Annotated in this window: 20 protein-coding genes; 16 read left to right on the top strand and 4 right to left on the bottom strand. The window is 50.3% G+C overall.

From position 1 onward, the window contains the following. Positions 1 to 189: 189 nt before the first annotated feature. From H6F59_RS15435 to H6F59_RS15380, 12 genes are all read left to right on the top strand, one after another. A complete protein-coding gene (locus H6F59_RS15435; protein WP_190701721.1) occupies positions 190 to 732 on the top strand; it encodes a hypothetical protein in 543 nt (180 codons plus the stop codon). 172 nt (positions 733 to 904) lie between these two features. After that, a complete protein-coding gene (locus H6F59_RS15430; protein ID WP_190701717.1) occupies positions 905 to 1,546 on the top strand; it encodes a VOC family protein in 642 nt (213 codons plus the stop codon). A 233-nt stretch (positions 1,547 to 1,779) separates the two neighbouring features. Continuing rightward, positions 1,780 to 3,846, top strand: a complete 2,067-nt coding sequence (locus H6F59_RS15425) for a calcium-binding protein (protein ID WP_190701714.1) — start codon at positions 1,780 to 1,782, stop codon at positions 3,844 to 3,846. 14 nt (positions 3,847 to 3,860) lie between these two features. Continuing rightward, a complete protein-coding gene (locus H6F59_RS15420; RefSeq protein ID WP_190701711.1) occupies positions 3,861 to 4,490 on the top strand; it encodes an NAD(P)-dependent oxidoreductase in 630 nt (209 codons plus the stop codon). Between the two features lie 87 nt (positions 4,491 to 4,577). Continuing rightward, positions 4,578 to 6,245, top strand: a complete 1,668-nt coding sequence (locus H6F59_RS15415; RefSeq protein WP_190701708.1) for a DUF3574 domain-containing protein — start codon at positions 4,578 to 4,580, stop codon at positions 6,243 to 6,245. A gap of 145 nt (positions 6,246 to 6,390) precedes the next feature. Continuing rightward, positions 6,391 to 7,509, top strand: coding sequence for an SMP-30/gluconolactonase/LRE family protein (locus tag H6F59_RS15410; protein WP_190701703.1), 1,119 nt, complete (start codon positions 6,391 to 6,393; stop codon positions 7,507 to 7,509). A 59-nt stretch (positions 7,510 to 7,568) separates the two neighbouring features. Next, a complete protein-coding gene (locus H6F59_RS15405; protein ID WP_190701699.1) occupies positions 7,569 to 8,042 on the top strand; it encodes a hypothetical protein in 474 nt (157 codons plus the stop codon). Positions 8,043 to 8,183: 141 nt separating this feature from the next. Next, positions 8,184 to 8,864: a glutathione S-transferase family protein gene (locus H6F59_RS15400; RefSeq protein ID WP_190701696.1), complete on the top strand. Its 681-nt coding sequence runs from the start codon at positions 8,184 to 8,186 to the stop codon at positions 8,862 to 8,864. 4 nt (positions 8,865 to 8,868) lie between these two features. Beyond that, positions 8,869 to 9,393 carry a GNAT family N-acetyltransferase gene (locus H6F59_RS15395; protein WP_190701692.1) on the top strand — a complete coding sequence of 175 codons (525 nt, stop codon included), beginning with the start codon at positions 8,869 to 8,871 and terminating at the stop codon, positions 9,391 to 9,393. Continuing rightward, positions 9,390 to 10,040, top strand: a complete 651-nt coding sequence (locus H6F59_RS15390; RefSeq protein WP_190701688.1) for a DUF924 family protein — start codon at positions 9,390 to 9,392, stop codon at positions 10,038 to 10,040. Before H6F59_RS15395 ends, H6F59_RS15390 begins: the two co-directional genes overlap by 4 nt. Positions 10,041 to 10,097: 57 nt before the next feature. Then, the gene (locus H6F59_RS15385; RefSeq protein WP_190701686.1) at positions 10,098 to 10,550 is read left to right on the top strand and encodes a hypothetical protein; all 453 of its coding nucleotides are present in this window, start codon (positions 10,098 to 10,100) and stop codon (positions 10,548 to 10,550) included. A 139-nt stretch (positions 10,551 to 10,689) separates the two neighbouring features. Next, positions 10,690 to 11,142, top strand: coding sequence for a hypothetical protein (locus tag H6F59_RS15380; protein WP_190701683.1), 453 nt, complete (start codon positions 10,690 to 10,692; stop codon positions 11,140 to 11,142). Positions 11,143 to 11,217: 75 nt separating this feature from the next. Here H6F59_RS15380 and H6F59_RS15375 read toward each other — a convergent pair whose 3' ends face one another. From H6F59_RS15375 to H6F59_RS15365, 3 genes are all read right to left on the bottom strand, one after another. After that, positions 11,218 to 11,652: a hypothetical protein gene (locus tag H6F59_RS15375; protein ID WP_190701680.1), complete on the bottom strand. Its 435-nt coding sequence runs from the start codon at positions 11,650 to 11,652 to the stop codon at positions 11,218 to 11,220. A 457-nt stretch (positions 11,653 to 12,109) separates the two neighbouring features. Then, a complete protein-coding gene (locus H6F59_RS15370) occupies positions 12,110 to 14,578 on the bottom strand; it encodes an NACHT domain-containing NTPase (RefSeq protein WP_190701677.1) in 2,469 nt (822 codons plus the stop codon). Between the two features lie 538 nt (positions 14,579 to 15,116). Further along, positions 15,117 to 15,266: a hypothetical protein gene (locus H6F59_RS15365; RefSeq protein ID WP_190701673.1), complete on the bottom strand. Its 150-nt coding sequence runs from the start codon at positions 15,264 to 15,266 to the stop codon at positions 15,117 to 15,119. Positions 15,267 to 15,744: 478 nt separating this feature from the next. Between H6F59_RS15365 and H6F59_RS15360 the strand changes: the two genes are divergently transcribed. From H6F59_RS15360 to H6F59_RS15350, 3 genes are read left to right on the top strand one after another with little or no spacing between them, the layout of a single operon-like run. Further along, entirely contained in the window at positions 15,745 to 16,998 is a 1,254-nt protein-coding gene (locus tag H6F59_RS15360) for a sedoheptulose 7-phosphate cyclase (protein WP_190701669.1), read from the top strand. Then, on the top strand, positions 16,995 to 17,834 hold the full coding sequence (locus H6F59_RS15355) for an O-methyltransferase (protein ID WP_190701665.1): 840 nt from the start codon (positions 16,995 to 16,997) through the stop codon (positions 17,832 to 17,834). Before H6F59_RS15360 ends, H6F59_RS15355 begins: the two co-directional genes overlap by 4 nt. A gap of 17 nt (positions 17,835 to 17,851) precedes the next feature. Next, positions 17,852 to 19,276, top strand: coding sequence for a hypothetical protein (locus H6F59_RS15350; protein WP_242021489.1), 1,425 nt, complete (start codon positions 17,852 to 17,854; stop codon positions 19,274 to 19,276). A gap of 57 nt (positions 19,277 to 19,333) precedes the next feature. Here H6F59_RS15350 and H6F59_RS15345 read toward each other — a convergent pair whose 3' ends face one another. Next, positions 19,334 to 20,023, bottom strand: a complete 690-nt coding sequence (locus H6F59_RS15345; RefSeq protein WP_190701660.1) for a DUF3592 domain-containing protein — start codon at positions 20,021 to 20,023, stop codon at positions 19,334 to 19,336. A gap of 276 nt (positions 20,024 to 20,299) precedes the next feature. On the opposite strand from H6F59_RS15345, the gene H6F59_RS27665 reads away from it, so the two are divergent. Continuing rightward, positions 20,300 to 20,446 (top strand): DUF2283 domain-containing protein, encoded by a 147-nt coding sequence (locus H6F59_RS27665; RefSeq protein WP_190702157.1) that lies wholly within the window; start codon positions 20,300 to 20,302, stop codon positions 20,444 to 20,446. The last annotated feature ends 74 nt before the right edge of the window (positions 20,447 to 20,520 follow it).

The raw sequence follows: 20,520 nt of genomic DNA, 5'->3' as shown, positions 1-20,520 counted from the left end.
GAACTAGTGACGGCGATAACGCCTTGTATTCACTGCTGTTTACCCCTAGCCAGTCTGACAGAACGCTGCTGGAACGCTCTGGAACGGTTTAGTAACGCCTCGACCTTTAGGGTGGAACCAACCTGATAGATGACTCAGTTCGATAGCTACACCTGAACTGATTTATTTAGCCCCCAAGGAGCCAAATTTATGAAACGCTTTGCACTATCTATACTAGCTGCCTCCGTTGCTGCGATCGCGATTGCTCCCGCAGCCTATGCGGTTAACTTCGACCAGCTGCGCCAGGAAAACCTCGAGAAAAGTGCTGTTGATTTTGACCGCACTCGTCGCGAGAACCTGGAGAAATCTAGCGCGGTTGACTTCGATCAGCTGCGCCAGGAAAACCTCGACAAAGATGCTGTTAACTTCGATCGCACTCGTCGCGAGAATCTGGAGAAATCTAACGCGGTTAACTTCGATCGGTTACGCCAGGAAAACCTCGAGAAAAGTGCCATTGACTTTGACAGCGTCCGTCGCGAGAACCTAGAGAAATCCAACGTGATTGATTTCAAGCAGCTGCGCCAGGAAAACCTCGAAAAAAGTGCTGTTGACTTCGAGCGCCTGCGTCTCGAGAACCTGGAGAAATCCAACGCGGTTGATTTCGAGCAGCTGCAACAGGAAAACCTGGAAAAAAGTGCCGTCAGTTCTGATGAGCTGAGGCGGGAACATCTAGGGTTCGCGCTCGCTTACTAGGTTGTGGTTTTGTAGATGACTCATGCCTTAAGTAGTGTCCCCGCACCTTTCTGGGGACACTGCTCCACTCAAACCTGAATGCCCAGGTTCAGAACAGATATTGCAAAGAACTTGCTATCAACGACATTCCGAACAGCACAGTACAGCCCCAACTATGCAGGAGAACTATCTGATGCAGAACACAAATTCTGAATTCAAAATTATGGGTCTAAACCATGTCGCCCTGGTTTGCAAAGACATGGAACGCACAGTTGTTTTTTACACCAACGTGCTCGGTATGAAGCTTGTCAAAGCCTTTGACCTGCCAGCCGGTCTTGGGCAGCACTTCTTCTTCGACATGGGTGAAGGCGAGTGCATTGCCTTCTTTTGGTTCTCCGAAGCAGCCGATCGCCAACCCGGCCTTTCAAATCCTCGCGGCAGTCTTGATATGGCAGTTGATTTTGGCGATCCAGCTTCCCTAGTCTCATCACATGGATCAATGAATCATTTCGCCTTTAACGTGCCGGCGGAGAACATCGAGGCCTATCGACAAAAACTGATCGAAAAGGGTGTGCAGGTTAGTCCGGTAATTCACCACGATAACTCGCCGATGCAGGCCTCAGATCAGGTCAATGACCAAACCTTTGTGAGTTCGATTTATTTTCAAGACCCGGACGGTATCGTGCTCGAATTTGCTGGTTGGCATCGAGAGTTCAGCACGTTATATGGCGATACCGCCGATTGCCAACCGGCGACCCCAAAGGATGTTGAAAAATATCGGGCAGCAGGTAGAGCCTTTGCAATGTCTATGGCCGCTGCCAACGCGGGAGCGTGAGAAATTAGCTCGATCGCATAGCTTATGAATTTTTAGGTTTAGCAAAGTTGCCCTTAGTTGGCGACTGCGAAACCCACCTAGCACTTAGCGTCTTCCATTGGAAGACCACCAAACCTTAAGGGCTGTTCCCCTTGGGATAGTTTCACCGTTGTCTTTGAGCGGGGAACGGCGATCGCAAAGCAACATCCCACGCCCTGCACACCCAACTTATTACACCAAAAGGAAATTTGATCATGGCGCTTATTACTGGCAGCAACGACAGCGACTTTGGCACCTCTGGCCTGGGCAATTTGCTCGGCACCGAAGATATCGACACAATTTTTGGCTTAGACGGGGACGACCTGATCGCTAGCTTGGGCGGCAACGACACGCTGCTGGCTGGTGCAGGCAATGACTCAGTCTTCGGTGACGACGGTGACGACCTGGCCTTTCTTGGTGATGGCAACGACCTCTTTGGCTGGAACCCCGGCGAAGACAACGACACCATCGAAGGCGGCAACGGCTACGACACCATGCTCTTTAACGGTGCCAATGTCGCTGAACAGGTTGACATGTCTGCGGTGGGCGAGCGGTTGCGCTTTTTTCGCGACATAGCCAACGTAGTGATGGATACGAACGACCTGGAGCAGGTCGACTTTAACGCCCTGGGTGGAGTCGACAATATCACCATCAACGACCTAACCGGCACCGACGTCAAGCAGATCAATCTCAACTTGGCCGCCGCTGGCTCAACGGCTGGCGATGGAGCGATCGACACCATCATTCTCAATGGCTCGGGCAATGGCGATGCGATCAAAGTCAGCGGGGGTGCGGGCAAAACCACTGTCAAAGGCCTCGCCGCTCAGGTTGACATTGTGGGCGGCGATGGCGATCGCGATCGCCTCGTCATCAACCCGTTGTCGGGGTTCGATCAAGTCACCATTGACGACCTGACCGGGGCCGGTTTGCAGGCCGTCGAAGTCAATCTAGCGGCCTCGGGCTCAACCACCGGCGATGGCGCACCCGATCTCACTACCCTCAATGCCTCTCACCGCAACGATGTGCTCAACATCAGCGGCATTGGCAACAGCGCTACGGTGTCGGGGCTGGGGGCCGAGGTCAAGGTTTTGGGGGCCGACCTAGGGCAAGACTTGCTGGTAGTAAATGGCCTAGACGGCAACGACACGATCGACGCCACCAATCTCCTGGCTGACCCCACCAGTTCTCCAGCGGGGGCCATGCAGCTTTTGCTGGATGGCGGCAAAGGCAATGACCTGCTGCTGGGCGGTGCTGCAGACGACACGCTGCTGGGCGGCGACGGCAACGACTTTGTCGATGGCAAGCGCGGCAACGATAGGGCGTTCTTAGGGTCGGGCAACGATGCTTTTCTCTGGAACCCTGGCGAGGGAAATGACACCATCGACGGCAGTGCCGGCTATGACACGATGCTCTTTAACGGCGCCAATGCCAATGAAATCATTGACATGCTAGCTAATGGCGAGCGGTTTACCTTTCTGCGCAATGTTGGTGCCGTGGTGATGGATACCAACAACCTGGAGCAGGTAGACTTCCGAGCTTTGGGGGGCGCCGACACCATCAATATCAATGACCTGACCGGCACCGATATTGAGCAAATTAACTTGAATTTAGGCATTTCGGGTACCACTGGAGGCGATGGCGAAATCGACACCATCAACATCGCCGGTTCAGCCCGTCACGATGCCATTCGCATCGCTACCTCAGGTCACAATGTAGTGGTCTCTGGGCTAACCGCCGACGTTTCAATCTTCCGGGCCGATGCCAGCGATCGCCTGCTGGTGTCCGGCGGCGACGGCAACGACCAAATCAAAGCCGACCACCTGGACCTTAACCGCATTCAGCTCACCATCGAGGGGGGCGCAGGCCACGACAACATCGTCGGCAGCGTCAACAGCGACACCCTGCTCGGCGGGTTGGGGAACGATAACCTGCTCGGCGGCAAGGGTGCAGACATCCTAACGGGGAACGAGGGTAGCGACTCCTTCCGCTTTGACCACCTAGATCAGGCGGGTGACACGATTACTGACTTTGTCGCCGCTGACGACCAAATCCTGATTCGGGCGGCGGGCTTTGGCGGCGGGTTAAATGCCGGTGCCGCGATCTCAGCCAGTCAGTTTGTGCTGGGTGCTGCTGCCGCTGATGGCAGCGATCGATTCATCTACAACAACACCTCCGGCGAGCTGTTCTTTGACCGCGATGGCAACGGTAGCCATGCCCAGGTGCTGCTGGCCACGCTGGGCGGTGCGCCGACGATTAGCAACGCCGACATTGTCGTAGTTTAAGCGGAGATTGAGAGATGAACATTGTCATTTTCGGAGCGAGTGGAGGCGTGGGCCGTTGCCTCATTGAGCAAGCCCTAGCGCAGAATCATCACGTTACAGCGGCAGTGCGGAATCCTGCAGCAGTCAATATCGTTCACGAACAACTGCGCGTTGTGTCTTGCGATGTGTTCAACGCAGCTGCGGTCAGTCAGGCAATTGCAGGGCAGGATGTAGTGTTTTGCACATTGGGGACTGATGCCGAAGCACCCACGACCTTGTATTCAGCAGGTGCCCAAAACATTGTGCAAGCAATGCAAGCGCATCAGGTACGCCGACTCATTTTTCTCTCAAATTTCGGTGTACTCAGCGAAAAGGCGCAGGATTTGCCAGGAGCCGTACTCCTGTTTTTAATCAAACGCTTTATTCCCCATACCCTGGCCGATCATCGTCGGGCGCTGGAGAAGATTCGAGAGCATGCCCCAGAATGGATTGTCGTACGCCCCATGGCACTGACCAATGGTGCGTGGGGAGGGCGCTACCGCACAGTTGTTGATGGGCTTCCCGCGAAGGGTATGCGTATCGCACGGGCAGATGTCGCAGATTTCATGCTGCAACAGGCAACTAGCGATGACTATCTGTATCAGGTTCCGGCGATCGCCTACTAACAGGGCGGGGCTCCTGCCTCGGAGCCCCGCTGACATCGCTGTGATTGAGATGGACTTAATACTAGACGCAGGCAAAAGAAGATTCCTATGGCCCCCACAGTTTACGCAGAAACCCACACCCAACAAGTCTTGTTGGGCATGGAAGCCAATAACATTAGCCCTGGGCTTGTTCAGCAGGATTTGTTTTTCGGACGCAATATTGCCGGTGGTGGTGAAGTTTCAGAGGCCGATTTTCAGGCGTTTGTCGATGCTGAAATTACACCGCGATTTCCCAGTGGGTTGACGGTCTACGACGCCGATGGGCAGTTCCTTGATAACACCGGTAGCCTAATTCAAGAACCCAGCCAGGTGGTTACCCTCATCTTTGAGAACACTCTGGAAAACCAGGCAGAAGTTGACCAGATCATCGAAGCCTATAAGCAGCATTTTCAGCAAGAATCAGTCTTGGAAATTGTCAACGCCGATCGCTTCAAGGTTGGCTTTGACGAAGCCGACGACCTGATTGAGAATGACCCGATTCCAGAGCTGATTCAAGAGGATCTGTACTTTGGCCGCAACATTGCTGGGGGCGGCCAAGTCTCAGAGGCCGAGTTTCAAGCCTTCATCGACACCGAAATTACACCGCGATTTCCCAATGGGCTAACGGTCTACGATGCCGATGGGCAGTTCTTAGACAACGCTGGAAACTTGGTTCAAGAACCCAGTCAGGTGGTCTCGCTCATTTTTGAAGACACGGCGGCAAATGAGCAAAGTATCGATCAAATTATTGCTGCCTACAAGCAACAGTTCCAGCAAGAATCGGTTTTAGAAGTCGTCAACGAAGCTGTCAAAGTAGGCTTCGGACAATCGGAAGATCTAATCGACAATGACCCGATTCCAGAATTAATCCAAACTGATCTATACTTTGGCCGCAACATTGCCGAGGGTGGTGAAGTCTCAGAGGCAGAGTTTCAGCAGTTTTTAGATCAGGAGATTACCCCACGATTTCCCGATGGGCTCACGGTTTACGATGCTGATGGACAGTTCCTCAGCAGCACAAATGCCCTGGTTAAAGAGCCTAGTAAAATCGTTTCGCTCATCTTTGAAGACACCGTAGAAAACGAAGCGGCGATCGACCAGATTATCCAGGCCTACAAGCAAGAATTTGACCAAGAATCGGTTTTACAGGTTGTTGACGAAGACATTCAGGTCGCCTTTGACACTGACACGATCTTCCTAGGCGATTTGAACGATAGATTTGAGGGTTTCAAAGACTCCGACGACATCATTGATGGCCAGGGCGGCAGCGATCGCATCCGAGGCCTAAGCGGAGACGACCTGCTGCGCGGCGGGGCAGGCAACGATCGGCTCAGCGGCAATTCTGGCGATGACATTTTGCTCGGTGAAGATGGCAACGACACCCTCCTTGGCGGCAAAGGAATCGACACTTTAACCGGTGGCGAGGGTTGTGATGCATTCCGCTTTGACAGCTTACATCAAGCAGGTGACAGGATCACTGATTTTGCTGCCGAAGGCGATCACATCCTAATTCGAGCGGCGGGCTTTGGCGGCCAATTGGTAGCGGGCGTTCCCGTTTCCCCAGAGCAATTTCGTTTAGGCACTGCCGCTGTCGACGGCAAAGATCGCTTGATCTACAACAATCTGTCGGGGGAATTATTCTTTGACCCCGACGGCAGTGGCTGTCAAGCCCAAGTGCTGTTGGCCAAGCTTAGCGGTGCGCCCACTCTAAATAACGCTGACATTGTCGTGGTCTAGGCCACGCTCAAGCCCAAACTTTCCAACTGATGTGATCAAAGCCCCTACAAGTTGAGATCAGTAGAGCTTTGAGCAACGTCAAGAATTGAGATTTTCACAACAGACTTCAAAACCGCTAACACCTCTAAAAAAGCAGGAAATTACTATGTCAAACCTTCGTTCCGAAAATTTTCAACGGTCTATCAACCCTGAGCAGGCTGGGGGCATTGCTTCTCAATCTGGGCAGCTCGATCGCCTCCCGTTTGAAACTGACACCGAAACTGATGAACGGCAAAAGGTAAATATTGGCGACGGCAGAGTATTCGCCGGGCCAGATCTCTCGCCCCCCTTCCCCGAGGGAATTGTCGCCGATCGCAACCGCATCTATGTAGCCGGACCCGCCGCCTTGGGCGACAACGGTGGCCGCCCTTCAGAGGTGCGGGTCTTCCACCGGCTCACGAGCGAACTCCTCACGACCATTTTTCTAGAGGGAGAGCGGCTGTCAGAGATTCACGGGGTGGCTGGGGTAGCCGTTGATGGTCAACACCGCGTCTATGTGGTCAGCAGCCAGCTTGGTATTGTGCGTCTGAGTCCTCAGGATCAAGGCTATCGCCAGGAGATCTACTCCCCCGTTCTTCCTGAAATAGCCTGCAATCCGTCACTGCCGCCCACCCTGCCCTGTTCGCTGCCCAACGAGATCACCTTTGGCCCCGACGGCTACCTCTACTGGAGTGACTCGTTTCAGAACACTATTTTCCGCGTTCCGCCCGGTGGTGGGCTGGCCGAGCCGTGGTTTCAGAGCGATCGCCTAGCAGGCTCGGCGGCCCCGTTTCCAGTTGGCCCCAACGGCATCAAAGTAACCCCCGATGGCACCGAGCTATATGTTGCGGTCACTACCTCCGCCTCGGCACCAGGTGGTGCTATCTACCGGCTGCCCTTCGTCAATGCCCCTGCGGAGAATGACCTCCAGCTCTTTCACCAATATTTGCAGGGCGAAATGCCCGACGGCATTGCCTTTGGTCAGTCTGGCAAGCTCTATGTCGCGCTCCAGTCGCCCAGCGAAATCTCGATTCTTGCCCCCGATGGTCGGGAGGAAGCGCGGCTCAAAGGTCCGACCAACAGCCCCATTGCCTACGATGCGCCGGCAGATTTTGCCTTTGACGATCGGGGCTCGGTGCTGGTGACCAACCACGCGCTGTTTAACGGCAACCCGGAAGCGTTTGCCGTGCTCAAAGTCTTTGTCGGCGATCGCGGGGTAGAGACTGATGTGCCACCCCTGCCCTAAAGACAGTTTTAAGCCATTACCTAACCCCTAAACCCCCCCAACTAGGAGAGCAAATCACCATGATTCACCATATTTCTATCGATGCTCAAGAGCCCCTACGCGTTGCCAGCGTCTTAGCTGAGATCTGGCAGGGAAAGGTCTACAAATTTCTAGTTCCCAGTAGCTTTTTGGTCATGCCTTTTGACGACTACGGCACCCATATTGTGGTGTTTAAGCAAGGCGATGCTTGGATGCCAGGAGCTGATACTGAGTCAGCTAAAGTTCGTCAAACTGCACCCGCTCAGTTTATGCCTTCCCATGCCGCCATTTCGGTGCCCACTAGCCCCGATCACATTGAGCAAATTGGGCAGCGCGAGGGATGGCGGGTGATGGCTCGCATTCGGGGTGATGTTGTGCCTTTCAGCGTAGTTGAGTTTTGGGTCGAAAATCGCACCCTGTTTGAATTTATGCCGCCAGAGTTTGTGCTCCAGTACGAAGAAGCTATGCAGCCTGAGTCAATTCAAAAAATGATGGGGCAGCCATTAAATTCATGATCAATCTGGCTCAACATGCGGCAGTGAAAACCGACTAATTTAGTCCTTTCTAGTCAGTGAGGATTTTTAGGATTGAGAAGTTCTAACCGTTACAACTTTTATCCAGTCGTTTATCGTGGCGGAATTCGCCCCGTAACTACCATGCAAAACTTATCGCTAGAACTAGTTAGTCACTACTTTTGTCCTTTTGTACAGCGTGCAGTCATTCTACTGCTCGAAAAAGAGATTTCCCACCAGTTAACCCACATCGACTTGATGAACAAGCCGGATTGGTTTCTTGAGATTTCTCCTTTGGGGAAAGTTCCTCTGCTAAAAGTGGGCTCGGAAATGCTATTTGAATCGTCTGTTATTTGCGAATATCTGGACGAAACTACGCCAGGCTCGCTGCATCCACAGGATCCCCTTGAAAAGGCAAAGCACCGCGCCTGGATTGAGTTTGCCTCCGATACGCTCGTGGTTATGTATGACTTCTTGAATGCACCGACACAAGAAACCTTTGATCAAAAGCACCAAGAGCTGATGGGTAAACTGGCTTGGGTTGAGAGAAATCTGGGCACACCTTACTTCGGTGGCAAGAGTTTCTCATTGGTAGATGCAGCTTATGCGCCCATATTTTACTACTTCGATGCCCTTGACAAAATTGCTGATTTTGGATTGACAAAGACCCCCAAAGTGGATAGCTGGAGGCAAGCCGTAAAGTCGCGCCCCTCTGTTCAGCGTGCTTTCGACAAAGACTATGCTCAAAAACTGCTGCTTATGTTAGATCAGCGCGATTCACATTTGTCTAGACTGGCACAGCATTCTAAGGTTCTGAGCAAATAAATCAATGATTAAAACTAAAAACCTTCAGCTACGCGCCGTGAAACCAATTCACGTAGAACTTTTTTGGCGCAATAGAGACGAGCTAGCAATTCTCTTACAGACCACCCTACCTAAGAATTGGCCTCATTTCTCAGAAGCCTTTTCTCCTAATGCAAATGAGACTGCCGATGCTAACTCAGGGCTAACTCACTGGTGCGGATATTTCTTTATCTGGCCAGCCGGCGGCGTGCTGGTCGGCAATGGCGGATTTAAAGGCCCCCCCGACCGCTCAGGGACGGTGGAAATCGGATACGAAATCGCCGCCGACTATTGGAATCGTGGATTTGCGACCGAGGCTGCCCAGGGAATGATTGATTATGCTTTTGCGCAAAGGGAAGTGCAAACGGTTATAGCCCATACCCTAGCCGAAGAAAACGCCTCAAATCGTGTGCTGCAAAAAGTAGGGATGAGGTATGTCGCTGAGGTAGATAACTCCGAACTAGGCAAAATATACCGTTGGCAGATTAGCAGGAAGGAATATAAACCGTGACTATTCAACCTTTTGAAACGGTGCTTCAGTTCTGGTTTCCTGACCAACTTAACCAGGGTCAGGCGGCCATCGTTCGCCAGTGGCAGTGGTGGTTTCGAGGTGGTATGAGCGCCAGTGAGAACGAGCGTTTTTTGCCGTTGCTCGAGCAGGCTATCCGAGGTGACCTTGACCATTGGGCTGAGGAACCGCGATCGCGCCTAGCGCTCATCATTCTTCTCGACCAGTTTTCTCGAGCGATCTATCAAGGCACCGCTAAAGCCTTTGCCCAGGATGCGAAGGCCTGTCTGCTCGCGTTAGAAGGCATTAACGTCGGCCATTACTCCGCCCTAATAACACCTTGGGAAAAGACGTTTTTCTTGCTGCCGCTAGGTCATTCTGAATCGTTGAAAAAATTGGATTTGGCCGTTCAATTGGTCAACGAACTGGTGCAAGAGGCCCTACCTGAGCATCGCGAATTGCTGGCATTTTCTGCCTCCCAAGCGCGTGCCCATCGAGAGGTGATTGCCCGGTTTGGGCGACAGCCCCACCGCAATGCTCTGCTAGGACGCGTCTCAACTCCTGAAGAACTCGATTACCTAGCTACAGGCCAGTTGGTCCACACCCGTTCAATGCCGCCTCACCTATCTGCACTGCTTAACGATGCATAACAGGGGAGAGTAACCTTACTTGCACCAATCAAGCTTGTTATTACGGATGCTAATGAGATGGATTTTCCCCACAGTTTTCTACTGTTTTACACTGTGCTCGTCTGTTATAACCTTGGCATCATCTGGTTTGGGCAGCTTGTAATTTATCCTCTGTTTGCGAAGGTTGGCTCTGCAGACTACGTCGCATACCACAAATTTTATTCTAGTCGGATACCGCTGCCGGTCATTCTTCCAGGTTTTGCTTGTTTGCTCTTGCCGATCGCTCTCATTTTTCTTCGCCCCGCATCCGTGCCGTTAATGCTTGCTTTGGCTAATGCGGCCTGTAGCCTATTAGCGCTATGGGTAACGGTAGCGCTAGAAATCCCGCGCCATGCTCAGCTTGAGCAGGACGGTAAGCAGCCTGAGGTCATTCAAGAGTTAGTTCGCTATAACTGGCCACGGACACTTAGTATTTCTGGTTCTGCTGGTTTCACTTTAGCCATGGTGATGACGGCGTTCTCGCCAGTTTAACTAAATAGTAAAACTAGCTTGTCACACAGTTAGAAATATAGTTGCTGATGCTTGAAGGAGTTCGCTCTTGAAGGGGCACTGAATAGTTTGTTTTACAGTTTGACTTGCAATAACAATCTTACTACGAAGGCTAAATACGATGGATTTTTCTCACGGTTTCTTACTGTTCTACACGGTGCTGATCTGTTACAACCTCGGCACAATCTGGTTTGCGCAGCTTGTGGTTTATCCTCTTTTTGCTAAAGTTGGCCCAGCCGAGTATGTCGATTACCACAAGTTCTATTCCAGTCACATACCGCTGCCGGTTATTATTCCGGGGTTTTCCTGCTTTCTTGTGCCCCTAGCGATCATCTTTCTGCGCCCCGAGTCGGTGCCTCTGTGGTTGGCCCTAGCCAACGCGGCCTGCGGTCTGTTGGGGCTTTGGGTTACGGTAGCGCTGGAGATTCCACGTCATTTTCGGCTGGAGCGAGGCGGTAAGCAGCCTGAGGTGATTCGGGAGTTGATCGTCTACAACTGGCCGCGAACCTTCGGCATCACCGGTTCGGCGGTCTTCACTCTGGCTATGCTGGCCCTGGCCTTTGCGCCAGCCTGAGCGCGATCTTGCAGTGAGCGCATCGGTGGGGTGTCAAGGAGCTTTCAAGATTCAAGCAACTTGACACCCGTACCATTATTTCACTGAGACCCGGCCATCGGGTTCGATGGTGATGCTGCGATCGCTCGGCTCACTGGGCGCGTCGTACAGTTCTACCCGCAGGATATCGGGGCTGGGACGATTGAGACGAACCCGCACGGGCAGCCGCTCTTGCGACCAGAAGAAGAACGAGGGTTTGGGCTGTCCAGCCCAGTTGAGACGGGTTTCGAAGCTGTTGCCCGTGTAAAGCAGACGGGGACCGAGCAGGGGCGGCTGCTCTAGGCTGAGGGGGCGACTGCCCACGTTGACAACCTGCACAGTGACGCGATCGCCCGGCGTAAACTGTATCTGCCCCGAGCGACAGTTGACGGTGCAGGGGTCGGCTACAGCAGTGGGCACGCTCCACAGCCAGGCCGCCAAGCCCATCAAACATCCCTCAATCAAAAAACCAGACGGCAAACGCTTCTTCACAGCAACGATCCTCACAGGAAACGGATCTTTTGTTGTAATCGCTACCGGGGTACGCTGGAGCCCTGTCTACACATCTCGTAGGAATTGCTAGCTATAGCGAGCTAGAGAGTTAGGGAAGGTATGTCACAACCGCAACCTTGGGGTAATCCACTTTTCTAGAGAATCTTGCAGTTCTTCGCGGCAAGCTCAAGGCCGTGGCATTGCTCCAAACTCCTTTGCCGGCGGGTATCTCGCTTAGAAAGTACCGTCTTCCAGAAGCTCATAGATGGCTTCGCGCATTGCAGCTTGAGAGATGGCGAGTCAACATGGCTGTCTAAAACTGGTTGCCATCATACCTGATCAGAGTTTGACAAAGCTTGGTGGAAATACTTCTTAGACAGAAAATTTATTGTCGCCGGGACATGCTCGCTAGCCCAAAAACCTGGTTTCTTCTTGTAATCTAAGGCTCAAAATTGGCTCACTCAACAGGCACCGTGAACATGCGCGACTCAATGTTCGCCCACACCTGCGGCGACACCCGCACCGCTGCCTCTTTGCAGCGAACCATGAGTTCTAAGATATAGAAATAGTTGTTAAGCTGCCTAGATTCATGCTCAGAAAATCTTAAGGATTGCAATTCAATCCCTAGATTTTTTGAAAAACATAAAAAAATCTTTTTCGTAAAATCTCTCTGGCTTCCACTAAGAAAGTCTTCACTTTTTCTTAAACTTACTAGATCTAAAAATAATGCATTAATTAAACTCGGTTTAAAGATTCTCAGCTTTTGACACTCCTCTGTAAAGTAGCAAGCACGGGCATGAATAAGGCTGCGGGAAAAGACGTCAGGATGGGTGAGAGCGAGAGTGAGAGCGAGAGCGAGAGTGAAGGCGCGATCAAGTTTTCGGTCGAGGACACGAGCGAAAGTACGAACGCATGCAAGATTTGGGCCGAATGTATTGTCAATTGCACCATCCAAAGTAAGGCTAAATTCGAGAGTATGGCCATGAACACGGTTAATGCATTTGTCAAGGGCTTGGTCAAGAGCTTGATTGAAATCAAAATTGGGAGCGAAAGTACGAGTAAGTAATATAGCTACGACTCGTTTAGTGGAAGCTTTGCTGTCTCCTAAGTCATCTTCCGTGACGGAGCTGGCCCAGGCGAACACTTTGTGAAGTCTGTTCTCTACTATGTATATCTGGGCTTGCTTTTCCATTCCCAAGAGCAAGTCGTCTGCTCCCCGCTTGCCTAACACCAACCCTGCTACCAATAGAAAGACTTCTTGCCAGTGTTGTTCAGCTATATGGTCTCGTATCAGTTGGTCAACTTTCTGATTATCAGCAAGGCATTTAGCCGTCAAGTATTCCTGAAAAGTCAGGTGTGAAAAGGAGTAAACATCTCGCGCTCTTTCAACTAGAATGCCCTGCTGAATTTCAATTTCCCGTAGTACAGTTTCAGCATCTAAATGACGCGGAGCATTAAGATTTTCCATTAAGAATTCTCGAATTTGCTCCACCAGCCTCGTCTTTGAGAAGAAGAGCTGGTTGTCAGCAAAGCTAATGTAAGCAATTTCTGCCAGCATGTTTAATTCTAGCTCAGCACTGAGTTCCTGATAAATAGGGTTGCGCTGAATGCGTTTTTCTGAAGCCCATTTTCTCAGTAATACATCTAGAGCTTCACCATAAAGAGCATGGCGTTTTTTAGGAAAATCTTGAAATTCGTCGTATACCACACAGAGCAAAGTTAGCAAAAGTGGATTTTGGGCTAATTCCTTTGCAGCATGGTAATCTTTACTCTTTAAGAGATTCCAGCAACGCTCCGCAGTTTCAGTTCCAATATCTAAGTCTTTTCGAAACCAGTTGCTGATGAACTGCTGGATCTGTTCGTCCTCAAAAGAAGCTATTGCTACATCTTTAAACTGCTTGAATCCTCCAAAGTTGTAAGCTGCCACTCGGCAAGAGGCAATAAAACGATTTTCGCGTTTTCCTTGCTCTTTTCTAATCTTTTCTTCTTCTTCTTTAAGCTTTTCTTCTTCTTCTCTAAGCTTTTTTTCTTCTTTTCTAAGCTTTTGTTGTATTTCATATTTTTCTTGAAAAGTGCATGTTTTAAGACTGCTTTTGTAAGTGTCAATCGCCTCTTTTACTTTCTCGATTTTAGACTCATTATTCTCTGGAGTGATTTTGTACTGATCTATCAGATTCTCAATTTCGTAGATGATTTTGTTGAGGTTGATTGTTGGCACCTCGTCTAATCCATCCAACAAGACTAAAAGCTTTCCATTCTTAAGGAATAGTTCCGTCAACTCTTCTGGTTCAGGAAAACCGCAAGTTCTAAGTTCTTCTGAAATAAGTGCTTTGATGCCTAAGTCGGGCTTGTCAAACTGACGCAGCTCCAGCATTACTGGAATGCGAGGATATTCATAAACTATCTTCTGTGAGATTGACGGACTACCAGAATATTTGCCTGCAAAGTCTCGTTGGCTCAGAGTTCGGAGGGTTTCTAGGCCGACTTTTCTTAAAAATGTGGATTTGCCTACTCCTGGTCCACCCAGCACCATCAGGTATTGCTGTTCGTTTGCAACTTGCAGACCTGCTTTCTTTTGAGCATTAGTAATGTTAAAGCCTCGCTTGCCGCTTTGCCGGTATTGCTCTTGCAGGGCATCTTCAGACTCAAAGTAGCGCAGGGCGGAGCGATCTAGCAGTTGCACGGCGGTGTAGATTTCGTCGAGCCGTACGGGGTAATCCATCCGCACGCAGGCGACTTTGAGGGTGCCGTGGCGATCGATATAGCGGCGCACATAGCCAACCATGGCTTTCTTCATGGCCAGGTTCTTGCCAATATCCCAATCGAGCTTTTTGAGGGTTTCAGTACCTTTGTCTTTGACTAAATTGGTAATCAAGCTACCCAGGCCAGCGGCGGCGGCTCCAATCAGAGGTTCAAATCCGGTCATGGTGAGGGCGGGGGTTGCGGTTGCCCACCACTATAGCCTGTGCTTTTTGAGGGGCATCGATTGAAATTTGCTGGGCGATCGCACCCCAACCCCCCACTCACAACCCGCTATCCTAAATAACGTGCTGCACCCGGTGAGGATTCGATGGATACTAAGGCCTTCGCTCTCTCAACCACTCCGACAAGTACTTCGGACAGGGGTTTAGCCATGGGGAAGAGGTCGCTGGGCAAATGCAGACCGAGTACAACAGCGGGCTGATTCAGGAGATTCGCGATCACTATACTCGAAGAGAGTTTGTCAGAGCTTAGAAGAAATACCTAGTGGATATAAATTGAGCGTCTATCAACGTCGAGCTAACCTGTCATTGTTTTACTGAACCGGTTAGCAAAGTGTTGTGTGGGAAGCGCTCGCCTAGATTCACTCCAGGCTCTTATGAGTAAGAGCATAAGTTGAACCGCGTGGTGCCACATAGGAATTCCTACTTGCCTTTCTTCGCTCACCTGGCCTCAACTTGCCCCAGCCTATGCGGTTGATCTCGTCACTCAGACGGCACCTCACCCTGCTTGATGGTTTTGTTTTCGCGCTGGGTATTGCTCCGCTTAGGCAGCGGAATCAGCGCTGTATCTACGATTGGTCCATACTTCAGCGCGATCGCTCGCCCCTTGCAGACAGGCACCAAACTGCTCAAGCAACTCCTTGGCTGAGTTTTGCTGCTGCAACTGTTCTCTACCTATTGATAGAGTTCATCGTTTGCGGGAGTAAATTAAGCTACCCACAGTTTTGGCATTACTCCAGGATGATTCAAAATAAGGGTGTTTTTGGAATCGTGACTTTTTGGGAGTTTGCCAAGTCTATCAGAATTCGAGTTTTTATTTACTCTTATTTTGTGGCATCGGATTGGCTCTCCCAGCTATAGCTTTGTTGAAGCTTTTACCTCAATGGCCCCTCAACATCTGCCAACTACTGAAGAATTTTCAGGCAGTTTGCTGAGGTAAAAATTGAGCACAATTTGTCGGGGTGTCAAAGCCCCTCGTTCTAGGCCGTTTTTGGTCTAGGGCAAATCATTCGTGGTGGAACGGTTTCGTGGAAATGGCTACTTTTAGCATCTCCACCGACATATCTGCGTTCACTAGTTCCCTTAACTCAACGAAATTATCATTAGAGTCATGAGCAATATTCAGGCGCAGTTTTCTGCCAATTCAGCCGGTTTTCAAGTCGAAGCTTACGAGAAGATCGAACTCAATTTTCAGTTTGTTGAACGGTTATTCGATATTCATCAACCTGAATTAGCAAGTTATTACACGTCACTCAAGCGGTGTCTTGCAATTGTAGACGATACCGTTAACCAGTTATACGGTTCCCAACTGCAGCAATACTTTCAGTACTATGGAGTTGAATTAACGGTCTTTCCGGTCTCTATTAAAGAGCCTGATAAGACTATCGCAACTTGGCAAACTATCATTGATGCCTTTTGCCGCTTTAATCTTTTACGTAAAGAACCTGTTTTGGTAATTGGTGGTGGTTTGGTGACAGATGTAGCAGGGTTTGCCTGTGCTGCCTATCGCCGGAGCACAAACTATATTCGGATTCCGACTACGTTGATTGGTTTGATTGATGCCGGAATTGCCATCAAAGTGGCGGTCAATCACGGTAAGTTGAAAAACCGTTTGGGGGCTTACCATGCCCCGAAAGCAACCTTCCTCAATTTTTCATTTCTGCGGACGTTGCCCGTCGATCAAATTCGCAATGGCATGGCAGAACTGGTTAAGGTTGCTGTCGTCTCCAATCGGCAAGTATTTGACCTGCTCGATCGCTACGGTGAAGAGCTGTTATACACCCACTTTGGCTACCGCAATGAGAATAGTTCCCTGCAAAAGATTGGGCATCAGGTGAACTACGAATCGATCAAAACCATGCTGGAGCTAGAAACTCCTAATCTGCATGAGTTGATGCTCGATCGCGTGATTGCCTATGGTCATACCTGGAGCCCAACCTTAGAACTCACGCCAGAGCCACCGCTACTCCACGGTCATGCCGTCAACATTGACATGGCATTTTCCGCCACCCTTGCCGCCCGTCGGGGTTATATTACGTCGGCAGAGCGCGATCGCATTTTAGGATTAATGAGTCGTTTGGGATTAGCTCTGGATCATCCTAGTTTAGATATTGAACTGCTTTGGAAAGCTAATCAATCCATTACCCTCACCCGTGATGGTTTATTGCGGGCCGCGGTTCCCCATCCCATTGGGAAATGCCACTTCGTCAATGATTTAACCCGTGAGGAACTGGAAGCAACCCTGGAAGAACACAAGACTCTCTGTGTCGATTATCCCCGAGCAGGAGATGGCATTGATGCCTACGTGAAGCCAGAAGAGAGCTTCGCTAAACCCGTTCCTTCCCTGGTGGGAGGTAAAGTATGAGCTTCAGCGGCACCAGTTCCACACCTCCACCCCGCCCCATTACTCCCGTAACCATTGCAGCTCACCATTTGGAGAAGGCGATCGCCCTGTTGCCCCAGGTGACAGATAATCCTGGCGATTTAAGCACCCATCTTCAAAAAGCACTGCTGCTAATTGCCGGGTTGGATGGCTATCTGGAGCGATCGACCACACCCGAATCGCCTGCTTTGACGCAGATTGCTCAAAAAACGCAGCACGAACCCTGGCAAGCAAAATTTGAGGGCGGGGAAACGGAACAACAGCTAGAGCAGGAAATGCTAACTGGGCATCTAGAAGGGCAAGCCTTGAAGATGTTTGTGCGCATGACCGGGGCAAAGCGAATTCTGGATATTGGAATGTTTACCGGATACTCGGCCCTAGCAATGGCAGAGGGCTTACCCGATGATGGTCGTATGATTGCCTGCGAAATTGACCCCTACGCCGCCCGATTTGCCCAAAATTTGTTTGAGCAATCGCCCCACGGACACAAGATCGATGTCAAATTAGGGCCTGCCTCCGATACCCTGGACCAGCTGATTGCCGACCAGGCAAGCTTTGATTTTGCCTTTATTGATGCGAACAAGGCGGGCTACGTGAATTACTACGAAAAGCTGATTGGCACCAATTTACTGGCCCCCAATGGCTATATCTGTGCGGACAACACCCTGTTTTTGGGAGAAGTTTACCTAGCAGAATCAGAGCGATCGGATACTGCTCAGGCGATCGCCCACTTTAACCAGATTGTGGCTGATGATCCCCGGACCGAACAGGTACTCCTCCCGGTGCGGGACGGGCTCACGCTCATTCGTCGAGTTTGAGGGATGGGCTAAAGATAATGACTGAAACATCCCGATCCATGTCAACTGAAACGCTACTGCTCAAGCAGGCAGACCCAACATCTCCGACCAAAACCGTCACAGCAGTCCGCAATCTTCAGACCGTCATTTGGGCAATTCTACAAAATTTTGGCGTATTGGCTTTATTGACAATCGCCCTGCCCTTCAATTTGGCGATCGTGCTGGGGTCGCTTCTCTGGAGCCGGTTGCGTCGTTCCTCACCTTCGATTATTGCAGCCGAGCAGCCAAAAAGCATCTTGATTGCAGGCGGTAGAATGACCAAGGCACTTCAGCTGGCCCGTTCATTTCATGCGGCTGGGCATCGGGCAATTTTGATTGATACAGAAAAGTTTTGGCATAGCGGCAATCAATATTCCAACGCGGTTGCGGCGTTTTATACCGTGCCCGATCCGGCGAAAGATTTGCAGGGTTATATCAATGCCCTGCAGGCGATCGCCCGTAGAGAGAAGATTGACTTGTTCATTCCTGTTGCAATCTTCTCTGTGCTTTACTACGACGGGATGACAGAGCATCCATTAGCAGACTATTGTGAGGTCTGCCATTTTGACGCCGAAACGATTCGGATGCTGGATGATAAATTTGCCTTTGCAGAACAGGCGCGATCGCTCTCTTTGACCGTGCCAAAGTCCTATCGAATTACATCCCCAGAACAGGTCTTAAACTTCGACTTTTCTAAAGAGAAGCGAAAGTATATTCTCAAAAGTATTCCCTACGATTCTAAACATCGGCTCGATCTGACCAAACTGCCTTGTGAAACCTCAGAAGCTACGGCTACATTCGTGAATGGTTTACCCATCAGCGAAGCCAAGCCCTGGATTCTGCAAGAGTTCATTCCAGGGCAGGAATATTGCACCCACAGCACCGTTCGCGACGGTCGATCAACGCTCTACTGCTGTTGCAAATCCTCCGCCTTCCAGGTGAATTATCAGCAGGTTGATAAACCCGAAATCGCCGCCTGGATCGAAAGATTTTTGTCGGCTGTTCCGGGTTATGGGCAAGCTTCTTTTGACTTAATTCAAGCTCAAGACGGAACGGTTTATGCAATCGAGTGTAACCCCCGCACCCACTCGGCACTCACCATGTTCTACAACCATCCTGGTGTCGCCAATGCCTACTTAAATTCCGAAGCTCCCCCAGAACCCCTAGAACCGCTCACGAACAGCAAACCTACGTACTGGCTTTACCACGAACTCTGGCGGTTAAATGAGGTGCGATCGCTTCAACAACTTCAACGCTGGCTCACCAACATCTGGCAGGGTAAGGAAGCCATTTTCATGGTGAATGATCCCCTGCCGTTCCTAATGGTGCATCATTGGCAAATTCCCCTTTTACTGCTCGATAGCTTGAGACAACTGAGGAGTTGGATTCGCATTGATTTTAATATTGGAGAATTGATTGAGTAAGAATCTGCTGGTTCTGACTCAGTTTGGTAAAATCTTCTCGAAGCCGTGCATGGCTTACTACTCAGCTAACTTGGGAAGAAATGAAAGATCAACGAAGTATTTTTTAGGATTTTCTCTTTCGATAAACACGGTGATTGAGTCACCTGTCATAAATTCGGATGGGTCATACCATAAGCAGCTGCTCTTGAATACGTGTATCTCTGTAGTAGACGGATTCTGCCATTGCGTCATGATCCGGAAAGGGTGATTTCCATTGACCGATACCGTAGTATCAACGTCTATGCTCTTAAATTTGGCCTCAATGGGAGTTCCCTGCTGCCTCAAATATTTTTCTTCACGTTCTTTTATCATGGGCACAACGAGGAGGCCAGTGCCAACTGTAGAAAATATGCTGCCTAGTGCACCTAAAATAGTTGGCAAACCCCACAATGAAAAGAACTCATTAATTTCAGCTTTCTGTGGATTATTTGGCAGATAAAAAATCTCTACTGCTTGCCCCTTTGAGTAACTTGGCGGGTTAGAGCCTGACGGCGAGGTGAATTCAATTTCTTCGCCTTCTTGGCTAACAAAAACCACAACCGGCTGGTAAGTTACTGAATCGTCTGATTGAGACCGTATCAGCTCTATCACCGTCCCTTCTGTTTTGATGGCATCTTTGAGGAAGGTGTTGGTATTTGTGTATGTGAAGAATGTGGCCGCCAACATGCCAATTCCGGTTAAAAGAAAAGGGTATCCTATTGCTTTCATTGTTTCGGCTCACTGCGGGTGATTTAGTGCTTTGGCTGGCAACCTGTGCTGGTTTTGGGAAGGCTGCTGTACTAAGTAGTAAGTGAATTTAGCATTCCCAAAGGGTGTCATTTATCACTAACGAGAGTGCTCCCTTTTCGGCCAAAAGGTAACAGTTGCCGCGATCGCTCCTCCTACAGAGGCGATCGCCCTATAGCCTTATAGACGTTGGAGAGATTGCTGAGACGATCGCAATACTCGTGTTTACCGTCGGCAACTTAGGGGAGAAGAAACTCACTGCACCTGACCTACTCCCCCGATGCCGACACTCTATATATTCACCTGGTCGATCGCCCCATTGCCGAATCAGAAAGGCTGAACGAGAACATAATTATTGACCTAGACAACGAGGGCCGCCCGGTGGGCATTACAGTCAGACCGTAAGCACCCCTGACGTGAGCCTGCCAAGGGAACTACTCCCAATATCGGCAGCGAACTGGCCAACGTTATGGGTAAAG

Origin of the sequence: Nodosilinea sp. FACHB-141, assembly GCF_014696135.1 — a bacterium.
Lineage (GTDB): Bacteria > Cyanobacteriota > Cyanobacteriia > Phormidesmidales > Phormidesmidaceae > Nodosilinea.
This window is presented reverse-complemented; position numbering and strand designations above follow the sequence as displayed.